The sequence below is a fragment of the Bradyrhizobium macuxiense genome (genome assembly GCF_001542415.1).
In the GTDB taxonomy this organism is placed as follows: Bacteria; Pseudomonadota; Alphaproteobacteria; order Rhizobiales; family Xanthobacteraceae; genus Bradyrhizobium; species Bradyrhizobium macuxiense.
The window spans coordinates 170,535-190,362 of record NZ_LNCU01000039.1 but is presented as its reverse complement, the minus strand read 5'-3'; the positions used below and the strand labels follow the sequence as shown (position 1 = coordinate 190,362).

The window sequence follows — 19,828 nt, the reverse complement described above, 5'->3', positions numbered from 1 at the left end:
AGTGTCCCCGAACTCTTGCGGAATCAGCTCCAAGCAGCTCTCGAGAACGGTCCCAATGAAGATCCACAAGGAGAGCCAGCCGAGGTTTGGTGGAATCAATGCAGCCGTCCCGATTCATACTGCTTGATCGACTCAGATTGGTCACTCTTAGGGGTGAAAGCGCCGGGACGGATGAAGCTCGCGTACTCCGCCCGACTGGATCACAAATCGGGTGAGATCGTCTTCTGCGCCGTCGTGAAATCTGTGCTCGACGCCGATGGCAAGCAAGTGGCCGCATGGAGCAGTCTCATGCCGGCGGCCTTGCAGGGCGACGCGGTCAAGGAGATCGAAGTCACGTGGGATCTCCGGGAGGGAGAGCTTCGTCCGAAGCCGTCGTTGCAGGACCAGAATATCGGCCTGGGTGAACTGCTGAATGGTCGCGCGAATCCCTCCGCTCTGTTCGATCTACCGAATTCGCGGCGGGGCCAACTGCACGCCTTTCTGTATCCCACCGAAACTCAGTTTCGAAAGCAAGGCGAGTCATGGCTCTTCGTTCTCGCGGCAGGTAAGCGTAGCGCGTTCTACCCCAACAAAAAGGCCCCCGAGCCTGTAGATGCTTTCATCATTAGGACCCTACGGGCAGGACATCAGGATCTAATTTCGCGAGCACCTGCGACTTCCGTGTTATCAACCAAGTCAATCGCTCTCCTTGGTACCGGTGCGGTCGGCGCACCGCTGGCGATCGAATTGGCACGTAATGGGGTCGGCGAGCTCAAGCTCCTGGATGCCGATGTCGTCGAACCGGGCAACACGATCCGATGGCCCATCGGGTCTTCTGCTTGGGGCCGGACGAAAACCCAAGCCCTGGCCGACTTCATCGCGCGCGAGTACCCTGCAACGAACGTGAGTTGCGTAAATCACGCTTTGGGGACCTTTGTGCCGCAAACGGGGTTTGGTGATTTCGCTGCGCTGGATGAAACGCTCGCCTTTGTCGATCTTGTCATCGACGGAACCGCTTCGTTCGGGACAACGTCGTTGATCCAGGATCAGGCGCGATCACGCTCACTTCCTCTGGTCGCTCTGTATGCTTCCCCATCGGTCGCGAGCGGCGTGGTCGCCCTTTACATGCCAAATGAGGGCTGCCCGGTGTGCCTTGAGTGGGCGTGGGAAGACGGAACGAGCGGAATTTCGCCTCCTCCCGGGATGTTTGCAGAAGCCGAATTGATTCAGCCACCCGGATGCGCCGAGCGCACATTTTCCGGCACTTTCTTCGATCTCCAGGAACTTTCACTGCAAGCAATGCGGGTCGTGGCCGGCTTTTTTGCCGGCGGGTTTCCTCAATCATCGTCTGTCGTTTACACCTTGGCCTTTGAAGACCAAGATGGAATCCGCGTGCCGGCATGGCACAAAAACAGCTTGCCGCCTCATTCCCAATGCTCATGTCGGAAGTAACGGTTTGGCTTTCGGCCCAAATACTGTCCTCGCTGAGAACCGAGGCCGATCGGCAGTTTCCGCTTGAAACTGGTGGAGCACTGATCGGGTACTGGAGCGATGCTGATACCGTCGTCGTAACCGAATTCGTAGGACCTGGCCCGGACTCGGTTCATCGACGATATTCTTACCAACACGACCACGAGTGGGAGGCTTCGCAGATCGCCCTTCACTATCATCGATCTGGACGTTCGCACGTTTATATCGGCGACTGGCACACACATCCCGAGGCTAGGTCCGGGGACCTCAGTGGGACCGATCGGCGCTCTATCCGGCGCGTAATCAAGTCACGCGAAGCCCGCGCTCGCCGCCCTTTGATGGTGGTGCTGTTCGGAAAAACCGAGCACTGGACTCCCTTGGTTTGGGTTTCAACGCTCAAACCGAGATGGGCTTGGCGGCAGCAGCTGTTGATCGAGAAAACAAAGCTGCAGCTTTTCTCAGTATAGCCCGTCGCACCGGACCGGCTTGCGCTCGGGTGGCCTATGTAATTTTGGAGGGTCTTTTTTGAAAAGATCCCCTCGATAATTACATTAGTAACATGCGAAACGCTCGGGCGCAGAATTCGTCGAGTGCGGGCTCCAATGAACTGCTTGCTCAGATCAATACGTGCAATAATCCGTTACATTCCTTGGCGAACTTTATGCTGGCAGATTGTTCGCGATCGCCGCGCGAACGGACTTTGTACGATACGGACGAACGAGCGCGACCCCGCGGCCAGCCTATTCTAATGAAGTCATGATGGTACGTTTCGTACCGTAATGCCCGCACGTTACTAATTTCGAAGTCTCAAACCACCAACCGTCTTCCCGCGCGTCACGGCAGGCCACATAGACTTGTCAGTGTCCTTCGAATTCGAAGTTCGCTAATCTGTCCACTGCAGAATGGATCGAACTTCGGATTCGGGAAACTAGCGCACTGGTCCAGTCCAACGATGGCACTCGCACCGTTGATCGCCTACGCGCATGTCAGGAAGAGCTTTGACAACGGTCATGACGCCGAACGCGTCACGGCCGTCGACGATGTCTCGCTTGATATTGCCGCGGGGGAATTCCTGGCGATCGTCGGCGCCTCCGGCTCCGGCAAATCCACCTTGCTGCGGCTCGCCAACCGCCTGCTCGCCCCCGACAGCGGCCGAGTCTTGGTGGAGGGCGAGGACGTGCGCGAAGTCGATCCGGTGCGCTTGCGCCGGCGGATGGGCTACGTGTTCCAGAGCGGCGGGTTATTTCCGCATATGCGCGTCGCCGACAACATCGCCGTCACGCCGAGACTGCTCGGCTGGCCCGCCGCCGAGGTCGCCGCGCGCGTCGATGAACTCCTCGAGGTGGTGCGGCTCGATCGTTCCCTCCATCGCGATCGCCTTCCGCATGAACTGTCGGGCGGGCAGCAGCAGCGTGTAGGCGTGGCGCGGGCACTCGCCGCCCGTCCCCGTATCATGCTGATGGACGAACCCTTCGGTGCGCTCGATCCGCTGACCCGCGACAACCTCGGCGAGGAGTACCGCGCCCTGCATCGCAGGCTCGCCTTGACCACGGTAATGGTCACTCACGACATGACGGCGGCCTTGCTGCTTGCCGATCGCATCGCGGTGATGCGGGCCGGACGGGTTGTGGCGCAAGGCCAGCCGGCTGAGCTGTCAAACAACAACGAGCCCTATGTGGCGCAGCTGTTGAGCACGCCCAGGCGGCAGGCCGAGCGGCTGAATGCCCTGCTGGCGGGAGCAAGCGCGGGATGAGTTTCCTGTCCGATCCCCGCTGGCGCGACGCGGCGGCGCACCTGCCGGACTACCTCGGCAGCCATGTTCAGGTCAGCCTGGCAGCGCTGGCGCTCGGGCTCGTGATCAGCCTGCCGCTCGCGATCCTCGCACGCAACCATGCGGTGAGCCGCGGCATCCTGCTGGGCCTCGCCAGCGTCGTCCAGACCGTGCCGGGACTGGCGCTGCTCGCGCTGTTCTACCCGCTTCTGCTTGCCATTGCGTCGTTGACGCTTCGCTGGTTCGGCTTCGACTTTTCCGCGTTCGGATTTTTGCCCGCCATGCTGGCGCTGGCGCTATATTCCATGCTGCCGGTGCTGCGCAACACCATCACCGGGCTGAACGGCGTCGATCCCGCGTTGCTTGAGGCGGCGCAAGGGGTGGGCATGACGCCACGGCAATCGCTGTTCACGGTGGAATTGCCGTTGGCGCTGCCGGTGATCATGGCCGGCATCCGCACTTCGGCGGTGTGGGTGATCGGGACCGCGACATTATCGACGCCGATCGGGCAGACCAGCCTCGGCAATTACATCTTCGCTGGATTACAGACCCAGAACTGGGTGCTCGTGCTGTTCGGCTGCGTCGCCTCGGCGCTGCTGGCGCTCGCGGTCGATCAATTCTTGACGCTCATCGAGCGCGGATTACGCGAGCGCAAGCGCCTCCACACCATGCTCGGCAGTGTCGGGATCGCCGTACTGGTCACTGCCACGCTGATACCTTCGACGGCACGGGCGCCGTCGACCTACGTCGTCGGCGCCAAAACGTTTGCCGAGCAATATGTGCTCTCCGCGCTGATCGAGCAGCGGCTGCAGGCGGCGGGATTGCAGGCCTCGACGCGCGAAGGCCTCGGCTCGAGCGTAATTTTCCAGGCGCTCGCGGCCAACAATATCGACGTCTATGTGGATTATTCCGGCACGCTGTGGCTCAACCAGTTTCACCGCACCGATATGCCGCCGCGCGAAACATTGCTTGCCGAGTTGAAGGAGATCCTGGCAAAGCGGGACATCACCCTGCTCGGCGCGCTCGGTTTCGAGAACGCCTATGCGCTGGTGATGCCGCGGCAGCGCGCCGATGCACTCGGTATTCATTCAATCACTGACCTGGCTGCGCACGCGCCGACGCTGTCGCTTGCGGGCGACTACGAGTTCTTCTCGCGCCCCGAATGGGCTGCCCTGCAAAAGGCTTACGGCCTCTCATTCCGCGCGCAACGACAGATGCAGCCGGATTTCATGTATGCGGCCGTGGCTAGCGGCGACGTCGACGTCATCGCTGGCTATACCAGCGAGGGGCGAATCAAGGAATACGACCTGGAGACGCTGGCCGATCCCAAGCACGCGATCCCGCCCTATGATGCGGTCCTGCTGCTGGCACCGCGGCGCGCGCATGATGCGGCGTTGCAGGAGGCGCTGAAGCCGCTCCTTGAGCGGATCGACATTGCGACGATGCGCGAAGCCAATTTGCGCGCCAGTGGCAGCAATGCGAACTCATCGCCCGCCTCGGTGGCGCGCTGGCTGTGGCAGAGGATCGGGGGGCAGTAGGCGCACGCCCAGAGTGGTCAAAATAGTCCACGCACACGGCCGACACGGCGCGGTTGCCCTTTGCCCACCAGACCGGCTTACACACTCATGCCCTGACCTTTCGGCCGCTGAAACAGCGCGTAGCCGGCGACGAAGAGCACAATACTACCGACGGTCTGCGGCCAGGCGATCATGAGCCTTTCGGACAGCGGCAGCGGCGCACCCATTACGGCGCAAACAATTCGCGTGATAAACAATCTGGCCGGCGTCGGTATCTTCGAGATAAGCGCGGACCTGCATATGATGGCGACCGTCGCGAATTTCACCATCAAGAGAGGCTGTCACAGAACGGTTCCTGTTAATGCGCTCCTGAGACTAATTGCCTTGCGCAGAGGCGCCTTCCCGGCAAGAGCCAATCGTCTTGGGCTTCGCGGCGATATTGTCCGCAGAATGCCTGCTTTCGCACGCGATTCAACTGCGCCTCGAATGTTACTGAGCAAGTCAAAATCACGGACTGGCGTTGGCCGGGACTTGCTTCCTTCGCAAATTTAAGTGGTTGCGGGTGGCTCGCAACCATCGATACCGATATTCCCTGGGCCACACCCCGGCTATGATCGGAAAGCGAACCCGTCACGGCTCCAGCGCGACCTGCAAGCCCTCGTTGCCTTCAATATGAACATAACGGGGCCCGATCGGCCGGCGGACGATCTCCGCATCAGTGTGCCCTGAGACCAAACTCCGCGATGACTGCTGGCCGAGCCGCCAGAAGGCGTTCGAGATGGCTCTCCGGCCACATCTCGACGCGGGGCAACCCACCATTTCCATTGTGCTGCTCAACCCAAGTGACGGCATCCGCAGTAAACCGGCCGCTGGTTGCGATGATCATCACATCAACCCGCGGGTTAGGCCAAAGTGCCATTTGCTCTTTCGTCGACGAGACTTCAGAGAGGCTCACGCTACGAGTCGTCCAATGCTTGCACTGGATTACGACGCGGTGGCGCAATGTGCCCGAAAGCTCGTCCTGGACTACGCGCGTCACTGATAGGTCTCGGCCCCTGTCCGGCGCTCTTGTCTGCATCAGCCATTCTGGATTCTCGTAACCTGGCGTGTCGCTGATGAGCGTGAAAAGCAAACGTTCGAAAGTCTGATCATCGATTTTGGACCACGCTAACGCCGTCGTGATTGGTCCGGTCGGACGCGCGGCGACCAACGTCGACAGGTCTTCGACCTGCACCGGCACCGCCTCGTTGACACCGTAGAACCCCTTGCGTAAGGCGCTCTTCACGTCCGGCCAATCCATGGCTTCTATATCGTGGAGGTCGCCGACGTATCCAAAATGGATGTGCCGCATCATGTCGGACCATCGCGCCGGCTTCTTCACACTTGAGCCGAGCAGCACTTCAATTTGCTTCATGTGCTCACGCACATTTATCCATACTTCTCAATCGAGCTGCCGCCGCGCGTCCGGGCCTGCGCCGGCACGAACCGCGCGAATGTCTGCATCGATCTGGTCAATCAAGCCGATGAGCGCATCACGGATGAGCGCCCTGCGCATATTGTTAAACCGAAAGCGATATTCCCGAAGCTCACGTCCGGGCTCTTCGATCCAGCGTTCGACGGAGACCTGTGCGGTCAGCTCATCGATTTCCATCGCATCCAGCCGACTCTGCGCAAGGCCGTCGAGATCCGGAGGCGTCGCGGCCGGCTTCCATCCCCCAATGCTCGGGAGGCTTGCGACGAGAAGACCGAAAGAGCGCGCGCGATCCTCGTATTCGACATTCTCGCCAAAAGCGATTTCAGTTGGGATCATGGCAGCGATCTCGTCCCAGAGTCTTTCTAGCTTGGTGAGATTGGCTTCCGTTGCCTCGAACTGCTCGAGCGCTGCCATGATAGAATTATCTGTTATATTTGGCGTAGACATGCTCCCCCTTTCTATCGGCCAAGTCCCGAAGCATGATCTTCACCTTCGTCGCAACAACCGGTGGCTTTCATGGGCCGTTCAAGCCAACTACGAATATCTTCGAGCGTCTTCGGTTTAACGGAGGCTGGGAGGTCACGCTGGATCGCAACTCTGGCATCGGCCGCAAAGGGCTGTTGCTGACAAGAGTCACTCGACCGAGCCCGTGCGCCATTCTCATCCCGATCAGCCTCTGACCTTCGGTACCGCAACCTTCCGCGCCTTGGAGTAGAATTTGACAACAATCCCGACACTCTCCGCCAGTCCTGCCCCGGGGCTGACCAAGGGCCTGCATCAGTTCGTCGAGGGCGCGCCCTACCGAGTGCTGACAGCCCCCTCGTTTTTTCATGTTGTCATTGTCCTCACTCCAGCAGTTCCGGATGCTGGGTTAGAATCGTGCGGACTAACGGCTGAAGATTGTACGGGAAGTTAAACCCGTGGCTCACTTGCGAAGACCGGTAAATGATCTGCTTGGCGACCAAGCCGCCCGTTATCCCGTCGCTGATCGGAGCGTAGATGGAGTTCTCATTTGCGACGATGTACGGACGCAAGAACTCTTTTTCGGCTTCGGTCAACTGTTCTAGCGTTTCGCGTACCAAGCGCTGGAATTGCCGGTCCTTCCAAGGCCGCATCGCAGCTTTGGTCAGAGCAGAAATCAGCGCGACCGAAAGCAAGCTGGCAGATACGACCAAGATGACACCGGCATACATCCGATAAGTCTGTCGCAGTTCCTCTAGACCGAGTTGCCGAACGAAGCCGTCGGGAAGAAAAAGCAATGCGGCACTCGCCAGCAACGCTGCAAGATAGATCTTCCAGCCCGCATTGATGACAGCCGTGAATACAGAGCCAACCCACTCCATAGCTTGCCGTTATAGCGAACTGACCACCAATTGGTATGGGTGTATGGTCAGGATACCTATAAGAAGTTGTGCAAACGACCTGAAGTGCGGCCCATGAACACTCTGCCACGATACTTGGAAGTGATCGTCAGTCCGTGGGACTATTTTCGCTCAAATCGCGCGTCCGCCGCGGCATGCGTTCTCGCGTGTGTCACAATATTCCATTCCGTAAACCGTCTTGCCGAGGCTGGCCGCAAGAAATCGGGCCACTTTCGGAAGCTCCGGGCGAGGGAAAGCCACGAATTTCGACTCGTCGATAGCATCGCTCAGAACTTCTAGCATCCGGCGTACTCGCAGGCTCGTGAGAGAATTTTAGCGACCTTCGTTTGCATTCTCTGGCTTGGACGAAGCTTAAATAGATATCTCAACCCTTCTCTTATGCGTCGTCCTACGAGGCTCCTCATCTCGCGAGGTGATTGAGGGATACGGCAGTTGACGTCGCCGCTCTGCTGCGTCCCATCAAAAAGATACTGTCTGGCTCGTATTGATCGATACAGAAAATCCTCAGCACGAAGGAAGAATTCGATGCAAATGCGCTGCCGAACGGCGATATGATCCCTAAATCATTCCCACGGAAAGGGCTCAACCGTCGCACGCCCGCGATGGTCCGATCCGTACCAACTTTAATCTACTGCTCTGACAGATTTTCTCTATTTTCCTCCGCGAACTTGGCTGGGACATCGACTCCATTAATGTGCATCTCTGCGAGCTCCCCTGGCACGCGGCCAGTGAGCTCGGCATTACCGGACCACAATGGATAATCCTTCATAGCCCTGGAGGATCTCGACAAAGGCGATGGTGTTCCCGGTCAATTGGTGGCGCGGCAGCTGCAACAGCAGGGCAACACCAGCGCGGCGATGCGTCACGCGGAGTTCTGGTTACCGCGGCGCGGCCCCCTCCCTCATCGAACTGAAGTCTAAGAGAGCGGTCGCCCACCATTCTACCGTTTCGTGCAATAAAGATATAATACACGTTTAACTTGCCAGCGCCCACGTTTATAAGCAGCCAGCTCCGCTTCTGGAGCGACATGGAGTCGGCAATGTCTCAAGCAAACTGGAAATTGGCGAAATGGATGGGCGCGGCTTGCCTCGGGGGAGTGCTACTGGCGGGACCGGCAAAGGCGCAACCCCTCTGGACCTGGACCAACCAATACGGCTCGACCCTAGCGGTCGACAGCTACAACCAGAGCACAGGCGCGATTTCCGGTACCTATACCAACAACGCGAGCAATAGCTGCGATGAAGGCGCGCCTCAGACCATGACAGGCTGGCTCGCCCAGACCAATAACGGCACGGCGATCAGCTTTTCCGTCAACTTCGTAGGCTGCGGCTCGACTACCGTGTGGACCGGACAACTCAATGCCGCGTCGGGCTTTCAGGGCCTTTGGCTGCTTTCGCTCGCCGAGCCGGTGGTGTGGAATGGCATCAGCGCCGGGGCCGACACCTTCACTTTCGCTAGCGGCGACAAGTCAAAATTGTCGTCAGCTGGTGGCGAGGCGGTCACAGGCGGGGCAAGCGAGAAGCTCTCGAACACGAAGAATCGCAAATGACATAGCTAACCTGCGTGACGACGTTTCGAACAACGTCGTCACGCTGTCATCGATTACCGATGACGATCGACGGGCTTGCGCCGGCCGTCGTCCAGGAGAGAGGCGCAGGATCCACCCACCCGACGAGGACCTGATATTTGGGTACCCGATGCGGGCGACAATCAAAAGGACCATCTGAGCCAGAACCCTTGATATTGGCGTTATAGTATCGCCGCCATCGAGTATTGCCGCCATCGACGGCGCCACCAATAGGGCCTCGAAGGCCGCCGCGGACATCTCGCAATAGGGGCCCCACAAGGCAGTCGCGAGACCCGCAACTTTCTCACCCGACGGCCCCGCGCCGTCGAGGCCATAGACCATTGTTGGACGCCGCTACGCGCGCGCCACGGACATGGCAGCTCATATCACTTACCAAGTATCGGTTCGGAATGGTGACCGTTTCTTGGCCACTCACTCCGCGACGTCAGGTTGTTTTGAGCCGCATGACGGCGACGCAGTAGGATCATCGCCCGCATCAAAAAAGAACGATCGAGTCATCGCATTTCACGATCACGCTGATGTTTGGGCGCACTATTGCGCCGAGAACATCCTTGTGATTCGCACCGGAATCGAATCGTGTTAAATTATACCGACCGATATGATGGATCCAGCCAAAGTCCAGACGAGTAACGTCGACGGCATCACGGCGCCGCTACGACACGCGACCTTCCGGCGCATTTGGCTTGCGAGCCTCCTCTCCAACCTCGGCATCTTGATTCAAGGTGTCGGTGCGGGGTGGGCGATGACGCAGATGACGTCCTCGGCCGACAAGGTCGCGTTGGTGCAGACCGCGCTGCTGTTGCCAGTGATGCTGATTTCGATGCCAGCCGGCGCGATCGCCGATATGTATGACCGACGTATCGTGGCGCTGGTTGCGCTTGGCATCGCGTTCGCCGGCGCAACCGCCCTGACGGTCGTCGCCTGGTTGGGCCTGGTCACGCCGAACCTCTTGCTTGTGCTCTGCTTCGTCGTTGGCAGCGGCATGGCGCTGATGGGACCGTCTTGGCAATCGTCGGTCAGCGAACAAGTGCAGTCGGAAGCGCAGCTGCCGGCGGCCATCGCGTTGAACGGCATCAGCTACAATATCGCGCGCAGCGTGGGGCCGGCGATCGGCGGAGTGGTGGTGGCGGCCGCGGGCGCAGTGGTTGCATTTGCACTCAACTCGCTGCTCTATCTGCCGTTGATGGCCGCGTTGTTCCTGTGGGAACGGATCAGCGCGCCCTCCCGGCTGCCGCCTGAGAGATTGAGCCGCGCCATGGTGTCTGGCGTGCGCTTCATAAGCAATTCACCATCGATCAAGATCGTGCTGGCCCGCACTCTCGTGACCGGCGTCATCGGTGGCGCGATCACTGCGCTGATGCCGCTCGTCGCGCGCGATCTTTTGCATGGCGACGCCCAGACCTACGGTATCCTGCTCGGCGCCTTTGGCCTGGGTGCGGTGATCGGCGCGCTGAACATCACCGAAGTGCGCAAGCGGATGAGCGGCGAGGCCGCGATCCGCGCCTGCGCGCTGACCATGGGCGCCGTGATCGCCGCGGTTGCGCTTAGCCGCGAACCAGTGTTGACCGCGGCAGCACTGGTCCTGGCGGGAGCTGTGTGGATGATGGCATGGGCGGTGTTCAACATTGGCGTGCAGTTGTCGGCGCCGCGCTGGGTGGCCGGACGCTCGCTTGCAGCCTATCAGGCGGCGAGCTCCGGTGGGATTGCCGTCGGCAGCTGGGGTTGGGGCCATCTGACCGACGCGGCGGGAGTTGAAACCGCGCTGCTGGTGTCGGCTGCCCTGATGCTCGCCTCACCACTAATCGGTCTTTGGCTGCCCATGCCCCGCGTCGTCGCGCCCGGTGCAGAGGCCAAGTTGCTCGCCGATCCGGAGGTACGGCTCGGCTTGACCGGACGGAGCGGGCCACTCGTTGTCGAGATCGAATACCGGGTTGCACAGGAAAATGCGCGCGCGTTTCATAATGTCATGCAGGACGTGCAATTGTCCCGCCAGCGCAACGGCGCCTATGGCTGGTCAATCGCGCGCGACATTGCCGATCCCGAATTGTGGACCGAGCGCTACCACTTCCCGACCTGGTTCGACTACTTGCGCTGGCGCAACCGTCCGACCCAGTCGGAGCGCGCATTGGAGCAGCGGGCAGTTCACTTCCACATCGCCCCCACGCCGCTACGCGTCCGCCGTATGCTGGAGCGGCCGTTCGGCTCAGTACGCTGGAGAGACGACACACCGGACTACACAGCCGCTGAAGCGCTGTCGGAGGTCCCAAGCAGCAAGGGCTGTACGCAGTCGGCCGCACCAGCTGACCAGGTGCCCCAGTGTGCCGGTAGGCACCGGAAAGCTGCGATCGGTTCGAAATAACACAAGCCCGGGTTGCCAGCGGGTTCGGCGCCGATCGGCGCGTCCTGCAAAGTCCGTAATGCCGCTATCCTGGTCGAACGGGCCCGCGGAACTCATGTTCGTGCCGAACTTCATCCGCCACAGATTCGAGGTGCTCAGCAAGAGCTGCATCTCCCCGCTCGAGATCGGAGCGGCTGGCGCTAAAGCCGTTCGGCACGCCATTTGCCCAGCTCGCCGAAAACTTTGGAGGAGCGATAAGGTGCTAATTACTACTGGACGTTCAGCCCGACGGAACAGAGTGGGTCGCCCCCTTGGGGCGGGCCATCGATCTCCATACTCGCGGCTACACATAGCCGCTGTACAACATCAGCCCGCGCCTCATAATCGTAAAATCGCAATTGCGATTGTGCGACGGCTGACAAAGCAAAGTACTCAGTCGAGATCCTCCGGCGTGATATCGCGAGCGCCGTGCAGCACCCGCACGATCTCAACGCCGTTGGGAAATGCTTCGTAGAAGAGTACGTAGTTGCCGGCCGGAAAGCTCCGAATGCTCATACCCAATTCGGGCCGCTGTCGGCCCGCCAGTGGATTCTCAGCAAGCATCTGAAAGATGTTGCCGATACGATCGACCACGCGGTCTGCAGCGGCGATATTGTCTGACGCGATGAAGAGCCAAATCTCGTCCAGGTCGGTCTCGGCCCGGGGGCCGCCTGGTGAGATTACCCGCCATGCTTCCCGGCTTTCAGCCGTTCACGTCCTCGGGCCTTAATTTGTTCGACCAGTTCGCCTGGCTCAAACGGTTCGGCCGGACCGCTTTCAAGGCCTTCCTGTATGGCGGCACGCAATGCTTCAAGCTTCACCTTGCGACGCTCCTCGCGTTCTTCAACAAGGCGCAGTCCCTCCCGCATCACTTCGCTAGCGGTTGCATAGCGACCGCTGTCGACGAGATCCCTGATGAAGCTCTCGTAGTGCTTGCCGACAGTATAACTCGTGGCCATACGCACCTCCTGCCTCATAATATATTACTTTATGCTATAGGTCGCAAGAGGTTCTTGAATACCGCGTCTCGGGTTCTCCAGCCACGTGAAGTTATAGAAGGACGGGCGCAACGGTTGGTAAGTGACGAAATCTCTTGGCCCGGCCCATCCGAGGCGCTTTTGCTAGCGCCCACAACTTTATCTGGGTGAGCCATGAACAACGACCATGAGGATCGCAAGCCGATCAAGCCACCGGAGAAAAACCATCCGGACGACAAGGTACGAAGTTTCATTGAAGCCGCGGCCGGCGAAATCCCGCTTGGCGGCGTGGTGGTCAAACTGGCTGGCGAATTGATCCCTAGCCAAGCTCAGAAAGCCCGCACTGATTGGGAAGTTACAATCTCAGAACGCACCAACGAGCATTCCGAACGGCTCGACCGGCATGCGCAGATGCTGCTGCCAACTACAACGCTGGTCGGTCCTAGCTTGGATTTGGCCGTGGCTCTCGCACGCACGCCTGGCGATGGCATGGCAGGGCGTGGGCTTACCATTGACGATCTGTGCAAGCTGCTGCCGCAAGTCGATCCAAAAGACATCGAGAAAGCCGCTTTCGATCTCAATGCCCTGGGTTTGACTAGCATTCAGCGGGCGTTCGGTGGCCACTGGTGGCTACGGTTAGACCAAAAATTCTACGAACAAGTCGATCACCAAGCCATGGGTTGGGGATCCACGACGGAGCGGGATGCCCGGACCTTAGCCAACCTGCTTTTGGAAGACGAAGAGCGGGAACGAACATCCGCCCTCCATACGGCCAGCGGCTGGGAAAAGCGCCGTTTCAATCCAGCTTTCCAATTCCTTCTGAACGTCATCCCGGAAGGGCGCGCGAGCCAGGAAGTTCAGCTGGACTATCCATCAAGCAGCATCTTCCTATTGGACGAGGACAAGGCTTTGCTGCGCAGGTTCATTGCGGCGCGATAGGCAGCGTCATCGTGCATCAGCAGCTCATGGTTCGAAATTCGGGGATTGGAAATGAAGCTAGCTATCGCCAATGTGCTGTTAACCTTCGTCAGTGGCTTCGCGAAGGCTGACGGCCTCTATAATGGACATGAACTGTTTGCACAGTGCACCACGAACAAGTCGTTTGTCGCGGGTTATGTGGCAGGCGAAATCGACAAGGCGAAAGCCGACTACGCGCCCATGATGATTCTATTCTTGGCTTCCACGACAAAGCCAAGCATGCCGAGCACACCAGGAAGCTGGAGAGCAGCGCGGCGCTTAGTGAGGGTTATTGCAGGCGTAACGCTTGGCCAATTGACTGACGTGTTCTGCAATTACCTGGGAGATAATCCCGCATCTCGTCATGAAATCGGCGCCCCCTGATCCGGTTCTCGTTCGTAGCGGCGTGGCCGTGCGAAAAATGAGCGGATGCCGACTCGCCAGCACCCTATTGGTATCCAGGCCGTTTATCTGCCGGGACTGGGCGTAGGTAAAATTACAATGCAATCGACGTATTTGATGGCCGTGTCCGCAGAATAGCCGGCGCGGATTAGCTCCGTAGATGTCTGGGCTGGAAATGTAACTCCCGCGACCGGCATGCAGATGGCGCGCGCTTCGAGAACGCCCATGCGCTGGTGATGCCGCGGCAGCGCGCCGATGCACTCGGTATTCATTCAATCACTGGCTGCGCACGCGCCGCTGTCGATTGCGGGCGACTACGAGTTCTTCTCGCGTCCGAATGGGCCGGCCTGCAAAAGGCTTACGGCCTCTCATTCCGCACGTAACGACAGCAGCCGGATTTCATGTATGCGGCCGTGGCTAGCGGCGACGTCGACGTCATCGCTGGCTATACCAGCGAGGGCGGATCAAGGAATACGACCTCGAGACGCTGGCTGATCCCAAGCACGCGATCCCGCCCTATGATGCGGCCCTGCTGCTGGCACCGCGGTGCGCGCATGATGCGGCGTTGCAGGAGGCGCTGAAGCCGTTCCACGGATTCTCATGAATCTCCATATTGCCGATGATCCCTTCACTCATCTCGCCGTCACAGCTTCCTGCCTGAAGGCATCGACCGCAGCCCGGGTCAGCCGAAATACGCCACGGCCTCCCGCCAATGGGCGATACGCATGGCCGGCACGCGCATTGAGGACATCAAACCATTGGTGTGGCGTGAGTTTCGCCGGACGCCCGCTGATCTGGACCACAGTCCCGTTCGGAGCGAAGCGGACGTGAATGATGACCTGCTGCGAATTCATTCAGTTTCCTTTTTCGGCACGTTTACAGACCTGCGCCCTGAAGAGCCTGATCGTGACGGCTTGGCTTCGAGCAGTAGTTTGGACATCAAGCCGCGACGCGGAGCGCTCGCCTACGCTGCTATCAAGCTTCTGATTGTCATCGCGCACCACTTAGGAGGGTCGTTTGCGGCTTGCCGGGACGAATAGTTAGCAGCAGCTGCGTCCAGTCTGTCTGCATTGGTGCCGAATAGTGCTCTCCTCGCCGCACGGCGCCGTGGCTATCATGTGCTGCTTAGTACGTCGATCGTCATGCGCAACAAGCCGTCACTATCGGCATTCACTCTTCGCTTTGCGTGTAGCCGACGCTGCGTGGTTCAATAGATCGCTGCGCCTGCGCCGACGTTGATCGATGCATCCTTTATAGTCTCCACGATAAACTCGATCTGGTTGCTCGTGAGATGGCTGTGAAACGGCAGCGCCACGGCGCGATCGGCGATCTTCTCCGTGACCAGGAAATCGCCACGCCGATAGCCGAGATCAAAATACTGGCGCTGCAAATACAACGGATGGCAATAAACGGCGGCGTCGATCTGCGCGAGACGCAGATCATCAACAATGGCGTCGCGGCTGGATCGCGAGAAGCGAGTCCCGAGATGGACGAGATAGATGAACCAATTCACCTCGGTCACATCAGGGCCGATATAGGGCGGCTTGATGCCCTCAAATGATTGCATATGCGTATTGTACAGCTGCTCGATCAGCCGGCGTCGCTCCAGGATGTCGTCGAGGCGCTTTAACTGCGCAAGGCCCAACGCTGCTGTGAGATCGCTCATGCCGGCTTGGTAAGGTGCCACGCTGCCGACGACAACGGAGGAGCGCTCATCCAGCCGGTGCGTGCGATGCCGACGCAAGTCTAGGACCACCTCGATATCGTCGCTCACCACCATTGCCCCTTCGCCACAGCTTAAGGCCAACGGCTGGGCAAAGTCGAATACCGCGATATCGCCAAAGCGGCCGACGAGTTCACCCTTGTATCTCGATCCGATCGCCTCGGTTGAATCCTCCAGGAGCCGTAGCTGATGGCGCTGTGCGATCGCGCGTAGTTCCGACCATGGCGCCGGGTGGCCATTGGGATTGCCGGCGATAATCGCTCCTGTGCTCGGGGTTATACGCTCCTCCACCTTCGCCGGAGCCAGGGCGCCCGACCAATAGTCGATGTCGGCAAATACCGCCCGTGCACCCGCCAGACGGATGGCATGGACCGTCTCACGCATCGAATAGGGCGAGGCGATCACCTCCTGTCCCGGCCCGATGCCCAGAGCCTTCAAGGCAAGCAGAAGCCCCAACGTGCCGCTTGGGACGGCGACGGCATAGTTGCGACCGAGATAAGCGGCGAAAGCCTGCTCGAACGCCTCGGTGACCGGCCCATTGGAAATTCGCGGCGAACACAGCAGCGCTTCCACCGCAGCAAGCTCCGCGGAAGTGACATCGGGATCGGAGAGCGAAATGAAGGCTTCATCCGCCTCCAGCGCGCCCGTTGCGAAGTCGTGATCCTCTGCTGGTCCAACGCGCGTCACCGCCCAATATTCCTTTTGGCCAGCACGATGCCGATCGCCCGCGCCGGGTCGGCCGTAATCTGCATGCAATGGTCGGATCCATCGACCAGATGCAGGTCGAAGTTCCGAAAGCGCCGGAACGGCTGCTCCGTGACATCGGACGCATCACAGCGTACGCAGGCGAGCTGCGGAAAGCGGCGCCGCAGTTCGACAACCGAACCTGTGTCGGCATCAGCTGCCGCAAGTAGCCGTTCGATTTCGATCAGTTCGTCGGGGCCGAGCGCCATTAAGGCTCCTATATGACTGGTCCAAAAACGGGCATTATTGCCAGAACAGCCGCTCGGGATCCGCGTTCAATTCGTCGAGTGCTGAGGCCAGCTGCTGGTAAATGCTGTAAAATTCCCAGATTCCTTGCGTGTGATTCTTGAAGAACGTCTTCCAGGCTCCGCTCGCGACGTCATAAAGGATCAGCGCGACATCAATCAGGCCGCCGTTCCTATCGATATTGCCCGAGCAACAGGGACTCTCAACGAGATAACCTCCTCTTACCGGCGTCACATTCGGCGAGACAAAGCGATAGCGCTTGCGCGAACTCAAGGCGCGCTCGATCCGCTTGCGATCGACCTCGTTCGGGTGAGGGATCAACCCGACTACCTTTCTCATCACCGCGGCATTCATCGCCAAGGCCTCCCTTCAAAGCGCTTTGATTTCGTTCTCAAGACAGCCGATAACCAGCCGCTGGCCAAAATCCACGAGATAGATCGGCACGTCCTCTTCCGTGTGCATGGCGACTCGGATGATCTCGCCGATCTGTCCGGCACCGATCAAGACCCCATCGGGCGGCACATTAGGAGCCGAGTCGTCGTTGAAGAGGTCGATCGCGCTTTTGACGCGCTGGCCCGATCGATATTTCGGAAGGTCGAGCCCGATCATAATACCCCCTCTTCTTCCGGCAACGGCGGATCATCGACCTCTTCGCCTGCGCCAACCACATCGAGTTCCTTGCGCTTCATGCCGACGCGGTAGCCGCTTTCAAGAAATGCGACGCCGTAGATATAGAATTGCTGCAGGAACGTGCCGATCGAGACGACGTGACCAACCTCGCCCTTTTTGACCAGGACCTCGCCGATCTCTCTGCCGGGATAGGTACCGTCATTGCGGATCGAGCGGTTGGCCTGCACCCTTTCGCCAAAGCTGAAGCAAGGAGGCCCGCTTAGCTCGACCACGTCACTGTCGCGGACGATGTTGCTCATGCACCCATCCCTTGCGGCCTTCTAAGTACGAGCTACCGCGCCAGGGCAAGCCAAGCGAATTGCCCGCTGCGCCAGGTTCATCGACAGTTTTCCTCTTCTATTGGGCGGTCTGTGCGATTGCCGGACGGAGCGGATGGATCGGCGAAAGACGGGTCGATGACCGGGAGCAGCGTCGGCCAGATCCATGGAGACACTGCCGCGCAGCAAGCGACGTCCGGCATTGAGAAGCAACCTTCGACCATTGCGCTCGGCAACTTGCTCGTCGGGCCGCTTGTGCTCGCACGACAGCGATATTGGCGAACAATTGCAAGCCAGCGCCTTCTATGGCGGCGAACGAAATTCAGAATCTGAACGCCAGCAAGGCGCAGCAGCAAATTCGTAAGCTTTTCAGCGCCCGATCGAAGCGTGACGTTCATGGGCCTCTCCGATTTAAGCCTGCGCCTGGCGGCGCGGCCATGAGGTGTCGACGACGCAGGTGTCGTCGACCGGACAAACCGCAACACATTGCGGCTCATCAAAATAGCCGACGCATTCGGTACATTTCTTCGGATCGATCGAAAAAGTGCCGCCCTTCTCGGAGATTGCGACATTTGGGCATAAGGGCTCGCAGGCTGAGCAGCCCGTGCATTGCGAAGCGATGATCTTGAACGGCATTCGCTATCTCCTCATGCCGCCGAGGTCAGTGCTTTCTGGTGGATTGCCGGGTTATCGCGTTTGACGTGCAGGATCTCACCGCTTTGCAGCTTGTCGAGATAGCAGCGGAACCAGGCGATCGCCGACTTCTCGATGAACTCATGCGCGTATTGATCGACCGGGTCGATGCCGGCCTCGATCAGCTTGCGTTTCGGGCAGTCGCCGATCTTGGCTACGAACACAGCATGGCAATCCTTGATGGCGCCGATGATAGTCGAAAGCCTATCCTCCTCGCCATATCCGCCCTGGCAGTAGACATCGGCTCTGCGATGGCCGACGAATTTGGCGCCGGATGTCGAGAGTTCGTACACTTGGAATTCCTTGGCATGGCCAAAGTGCTCATTGATCAGGCCCGAGCCCTTGGTCGCCGCCGCAACCAGAAGCGTGATCTCGCTCTTCTGGCCAGCGAGTTCCGCGAGCTCCTCCCGCCTGGCCGCGACCTTGGCCGCGCGCTCATCCTCGACCTTGGCTTGATAGGCCCGGCGCATTTCAGCATCGTAATTGACGTCCATGGCCATGATCCTCTCGGTGGTGAACTCCGCGCTGCGATCCTCTCCGAGCAGGCCGACCGCGTCGGCACGACACTGGCGGCAATGTCGCATCACCTTCGTCTCACCTTCGCAACCATCTTGCAGGGCCTTCAGTTCTTGCGCCGTCGGGCCCCGCTGACCGTTGAGGCCGAATACGGTGCCATGCTCGGGTGCGGAGATCAGCGGCATGATGTTGTGCAGGAAGGCCCCCCGTGCCTTCACCGTTTTGTTGACCTCGACCAGGTGCAGGTCGTTGATTTCAGGAATCATCACCGAATTGACCTTGCACAGGATGCCTCGCTCTGTGAGCATCTGAAGACCTTGCAACTGGCGATCAATGAGGATCCTGGCGGCTTCGATGCCGGTGTAGCGCTTGTGGTTGAAGAAAATCCACGGGTAGATCTTGGCGCCGATTTCGGGGTCGACCGTGTTGATGGTGATGGTGACGTGGTCGATTTTGGCACGAGCGATGCTGTCGACGTGGTCTGGGAGTGCCAGTCCGTTGGTCGATAGGCAGAGCTTGATGTCGGGCGCCGCCCTGGCGACCAATTCGAACGTCTTGAAGGTCTTTTCCGGATTGGCCAAGGGATCGCCGGGGCCGGCGATTCCGACCACGGTCAGCTGCGGAATGCTGGTAGCGACCGCAAGCACTTCCTTCGCCGCCTGTTCAGGAGTGAGCTTCTCGCTCACCACGCCCGGACGCGATTCATTGGCACAGTCGTATTTGCGGTTGCAGTAATTGCACTGGACGTTGCAGGCCGGTGCTACCGCGACATGCATGCGGGCGTAGTGATGATGCGCTTCTTCGCTGTAGCAGGGATGGTTCTTCACCTTTTCCCAGATTGTCTTCGGCAGATCGGCTTGGCCGGCCTGTGATCCGCAGTTCGTCTTGGAGCCGCCGGGCGAGGTGCGGCAACCCTTATGCTCGGCGATCTCACCGATATACTCCGCAACTCCGGCACGTCTTCCGCGCCCCGCGACCGCGTTCATATTCAGTTCTCCCTGGACGGCGAATAGGCTTCTCAGGACGAGGCCTGAGCGAACACAAGGAGAGGAGTTAGCAACCTGC

At 59.4% G+C, this 19,828-nt stretch carries 22 protein-coding genes and 3 pseudogenes; 11 read left to right on the top strand and 14 right to left on the bottom strand.

What is annotated here, in order from left to right:
- Window positions 1–171: 171 nt before the first annotated feature.
- The 4 genes from AS156_RS11875 to AS156_RS11865 all read left to right on the top strand — a co-directional run bounded on the left by AS156_RS11875 (window position 172) and on the right by AS156_RS11865 (window position 4,758).
- A complete protein-coding gene (locus AS156_RS11875; RefSeq protein ID WP_066503880.1) occupies window positions 172–1,431 on the top strand; it encodes a HesA/MoeB/ThiF family protein in 1,260 nt (419 codons plus the stop codon).
- Complete coding sequence (locus AS156_RS45960) at window positions 1,380–1,916, top strand: Mov34/MPN/PAD-1 family protein (protein WP_082747452.1); 537 nt, start codon at window positions 1,380–1,382, stop codon at window positions 1,914–1,916. Before AS156_RS11875 ends, AS156_RS45960 begins: the two co-directional genes overlap by 52 nt.
- Before the next feature lie 485 nt (window positions 1,917–2,401).
- On the top strand, window positions 2,402–3,202 hold the full coding sequence (locus tag AS156_RS11870; RefSeq protein ID WP_066503878.1) for an ATP-binding cassette domain-containing protein: 801 nt from the start codon (window positions 2,402–2,404) through the stop codon (window positions 3,200–3,202).
- On the top strand, window positions 3,199–4,758 hold the full coding sequence (locus AS156_RS11865; RefSeq protein WP_066503877.1) for an ABC transporter permease/substrate-binding protein: 1,560 nt from the start codon (window positions 3,199–3,201) through the stop codon (window positions 4,756–4,758). The genes AS156_RS11870 and AS156_RS11865 overlap by 4 nt, the downstream gene beginning before the upstream one ends.
- A gap of 210 nt (window positions 4,759–4,968) precedes the next feature.
- Here AS156_RS11865 and AS156_RS44270 read toward each other — a convergent pair.
- The 3 genes and pseudogenes from AS156_RS44270 to AS156_RS40535 form a co-directional block, all read right to left on the bottom strand.
- Window positions 4,969–5,082, bottom strand: a pseudogene (locus AS156_RS44270) (4-hydroxybenzoyl-CoA thioesterase); the annotation flags it as partial.
- Window positions 5,083–5,452: 370 nt separating this feature from the next.
- Window positions 5,453–6,151 carry a restriction endonuclease gene (locus AS156_RS40540; protein ID WP_082747451.1) on the bottom strand — a complete coding sequence of 233 codons (699 nt, stop codon included), beginning with the start codon at window positions 6,149–6,151 and terminating at the stop codon, window positions 5,453–5,455.
- A 27-nt stretch (window positions 6,152–6,178) separates the two neighbouring features.
- On the bottom strand, window positions 6,179–6,625 hold the full coding sequence (locus AS156_RS40535) for a hypothetical protein (protein WP_082747450.1): 447 nt from the start codon (window positions 6,623–6,625) through the stop codon (window positions 6,179–6,181).
- Between the two features lie 65 nt (window positions 6,626–6,690).
- Here AS156_RS40535 and AS156_RS41940 point away from each other — a divergent pair, with 65 nt between their 5' ends.
- Window positions 6,691–6,891 (top strand): hypothetical protein, encoded by a 201-nt coding sequence (locus AS156_RS41940; protein ID WP_136626148.1) that lies wholly within the window; start codon window positions 6,691–6,693, stop codon window positions 6,889–6,891.
- Window positions 6,892–7,056: 165 nt separating this feature from the next.
- Here AS156_RS41940 and AS156_RS11855 read toward each other — a convergent pair whose 3' ends face one another.
- A complete protein-coding gene (locus AS156_RS11855; protein WP_066503876.1) occupies window positions 7,057–7,554 on the bottom strand; it encodes a superinfection exclusion B family protein in 498 nt (165 codons plus the stop codon).
- A gap of 1,078 nt (window positions 7,555–8,632) precedes the next feature.
- On the opposite strand from AS156_RS11855, the gene AS156_RS11850 reads away from it, so the two are divergent.
- Together AS156_RS11850 and AS156_RS11845 are read left to right on the top strand one after the other, a co-directional pair.
- Window positions 8,633–9,142, top strand: coding sequence for an avidin/streptavidin family protein (locus AS156_RS11850; RefSeq protein WP_066504133.1), 510 nt, complete (start codon window positions 8,633–8,635; stop codon window positions 9,140–9,142).
- Window positions 9,143–9,782: 640 nt separating this feature from the next.
- Window positions 9,783–11,459, top strand: a pseudogene (locus AS156_RS11845) (MFS transporter); the annotation flags it as partial.
- 492 nt (window positions 11,460–11,951) lie between these two features.
- Here AS156_RS11845 and AS156_RS11840 read toward each other — a convergent pair.
- Together AS156_RS11840 and AS156_RS40530 are read right to left on the bottom strand one after the other, a co-directional pair.
- A complete protein-coding gene (locus AS156_RS11840) occupies window positions 11,952–12,170 on the bottom strand; it encodes a type II toxin-antitoxin system RelE/ParE family toxin (RefSeq protein ID WP_245312758.1) in 219 nt (72 codons plus the stop codon).
- 68 nt (window positions 12,171–12,238) lie between these two features.
- Complete coding sequence (locus tag AS156_RS40530) at window positions 12,239–12,517, bottom strand: type II toxin-antitoxin system ParD family antitoxin (protein ID WP_082747483.1); 279 nt, start codon at window positions 12,515–12,517, stop codon at window positions 12,239–12,241.
- A 192-nt stretch (window positions 12,518–12,709) separates the two neighbouring features.
- On the opposite strand from AS156_RS40530, the gene AS156_RS44265 reads away from it, so the two are divergent.
- The 4 genes and pseudogenes from AS156_RS44265 to AS156_RS42790 all read left to right on the top strand — a co-directional run bounded on the left by AS156_RS44265 (window position 12,710) and on the right by AS156_RS42790 (window position 14,934).
- On the top strand, window positions 12,710–13,474 hold the full coding sequence (locus tag AS156_RS44265; RefSeq protein ID WP_245312729.1) for a hypothetical protein: 765 nt from the start codon (window positions 12,710–12,712) through the stop codon (window positions 13,472–13,474).
- A 51-nt stretch (window positions 13,475–13,525) separates the two neighbouring features.
- Entirely contained in the window at window positions 13,526–13,876 is a 351-nt protein-coding gene (locus tag AS156_RS11825) for a hypothetical protein (protein ID WP_066503871.1), read from the top strand.
- A 230-nt stretch (window positions 13,877–14,106) separates the two neighbouring features.
- Window positions 14,107–14,489: pseudogene (locus AS156_RS40525) on the top strand (glycine betaine ABC transporter substrate-binding protein); the annotation flags it as partial.
- A gap of 130 nt (window positions 14,490–14,619) precedes the next feature.
- Complete coding sequence (locus AS156_RS42790) at window positions 14,620–14,934, top strand: hypothetical protein (RefSeq protein WP_066503868.1); 315 nt, start codon at window positions 14,620–14,622, stop codon at window positions 14,932–14,934.
- Window positions 14,935–15,101: 167 nt separating this feature from the next.
- On the opposite strand, the gene AS156_RS11810 is transcribed toward AS156_RS42790, so the two are convergent.
- From AS156_RS11810 to nifB, 8 genes are all read right to left on the bottom strand, one after another.
- Window positions 15,102–16,256, bottom strand: coding sequence for a DegT/DnrJ/EryC1/StrS family aminotransferase (locus AS156_RS11810; RefSeq protein ID WP_066504132.1), 1,155 nt, complete (start codon window positions 16,254–16,256; stop codon window positions 15,102–15,104).
- Between the two features lie 44 nt (window positions 16,257–16,300).
- Complete coding sequence (locus AS156_RS11805; protein ID WP_066503866.1) at window positions 16,301–16,570, bottom strand: DUF6129 family protein; 270 nt, start codon at window positions 16,568–16,570, stop codon at window positions 16,301–16,303.
- Between the two features lie 34 nt (window positions 16,571–16,604).
- Window positions 16,605–16,961: a DUF3024 domain-containing protein gene (locus tag AS156_RS11800; RefSeq protein ID WP_066503865.1), complete on the bottom strand. Its 357-nt coding sequence runs from the start codon at window positions 16,959–16,961 to the stop codon at window positions 16,605–16,607.
- A 15-nt stretch (window positions 16,962–16,976) separates the two neighbouring features.
- On the bottom strand, window positions 16,977–17,216 hold the full coding sequence (locus AS156_RS11795; protein WP_066503864.1) for a nitrogen fixation protein NifZ: 240 nt from the start codon (window positions 17,214–17,216) through the stop codon (window positions 16,977–16,979).
- Window positions 17,213–17,536, bottom strand: a complete 324-nt coding sequence (locus tag AS156_RS11790) for a nitrogen fixation protein NifZ (protein ID WP_066503862.1) — start codon at window positions 17,534–17,536, stop codon at window positions 17,213–17,215. The genes AS156_RS11795 and AS156_RS11790 overlap by 4 nt, the downstream gene beginning before the upstream one ends.
- Before the next feature lie 77 nt (window positions 17,537–17,613).
- The gene (locus AS156_RS41935) at window positions 17,614–17,952 is read right to left on the bottom strand and encodes a hypothetical protein (RefSeq protein WP_136626147.1); all 339 of its coding nucleotides are present in this window, start codon (window positions 17,950–17,952) and stop codon (window positions 17,614–17,616) included.
- A gap of 13 nt (window positions 17,953–17,965) precedes the next feature.
- Entirely contained in the window at window positions 17,966–18,190 is a 225-nt protein-coding gene (locus tag AS156_RS11785) for a 4Fe-4S binding protein (RefSeq protein ID WP_066503861.1), read from the bottom strand.
- Window positions 18,191–18,201: 11 nt separating this feature from the next.
- Window positions 18,202–19,749 carry a nitrogenase cofactor biosynthesis protein NifB gene (gene nifB, locus AS156_RS11780; RefSeq protein WP_066503860.1) on the bottom strand — a complete coding sequence of 516 codons (1,548 nt, stop codon included), beginning with the start codon at window positions 19,747–19,749 and terminating at the stop codon, window positions 18,202–18,204.
- Between the last annotated feature and the right edge of the window lie 79 nt (window positions 19,750–19,828).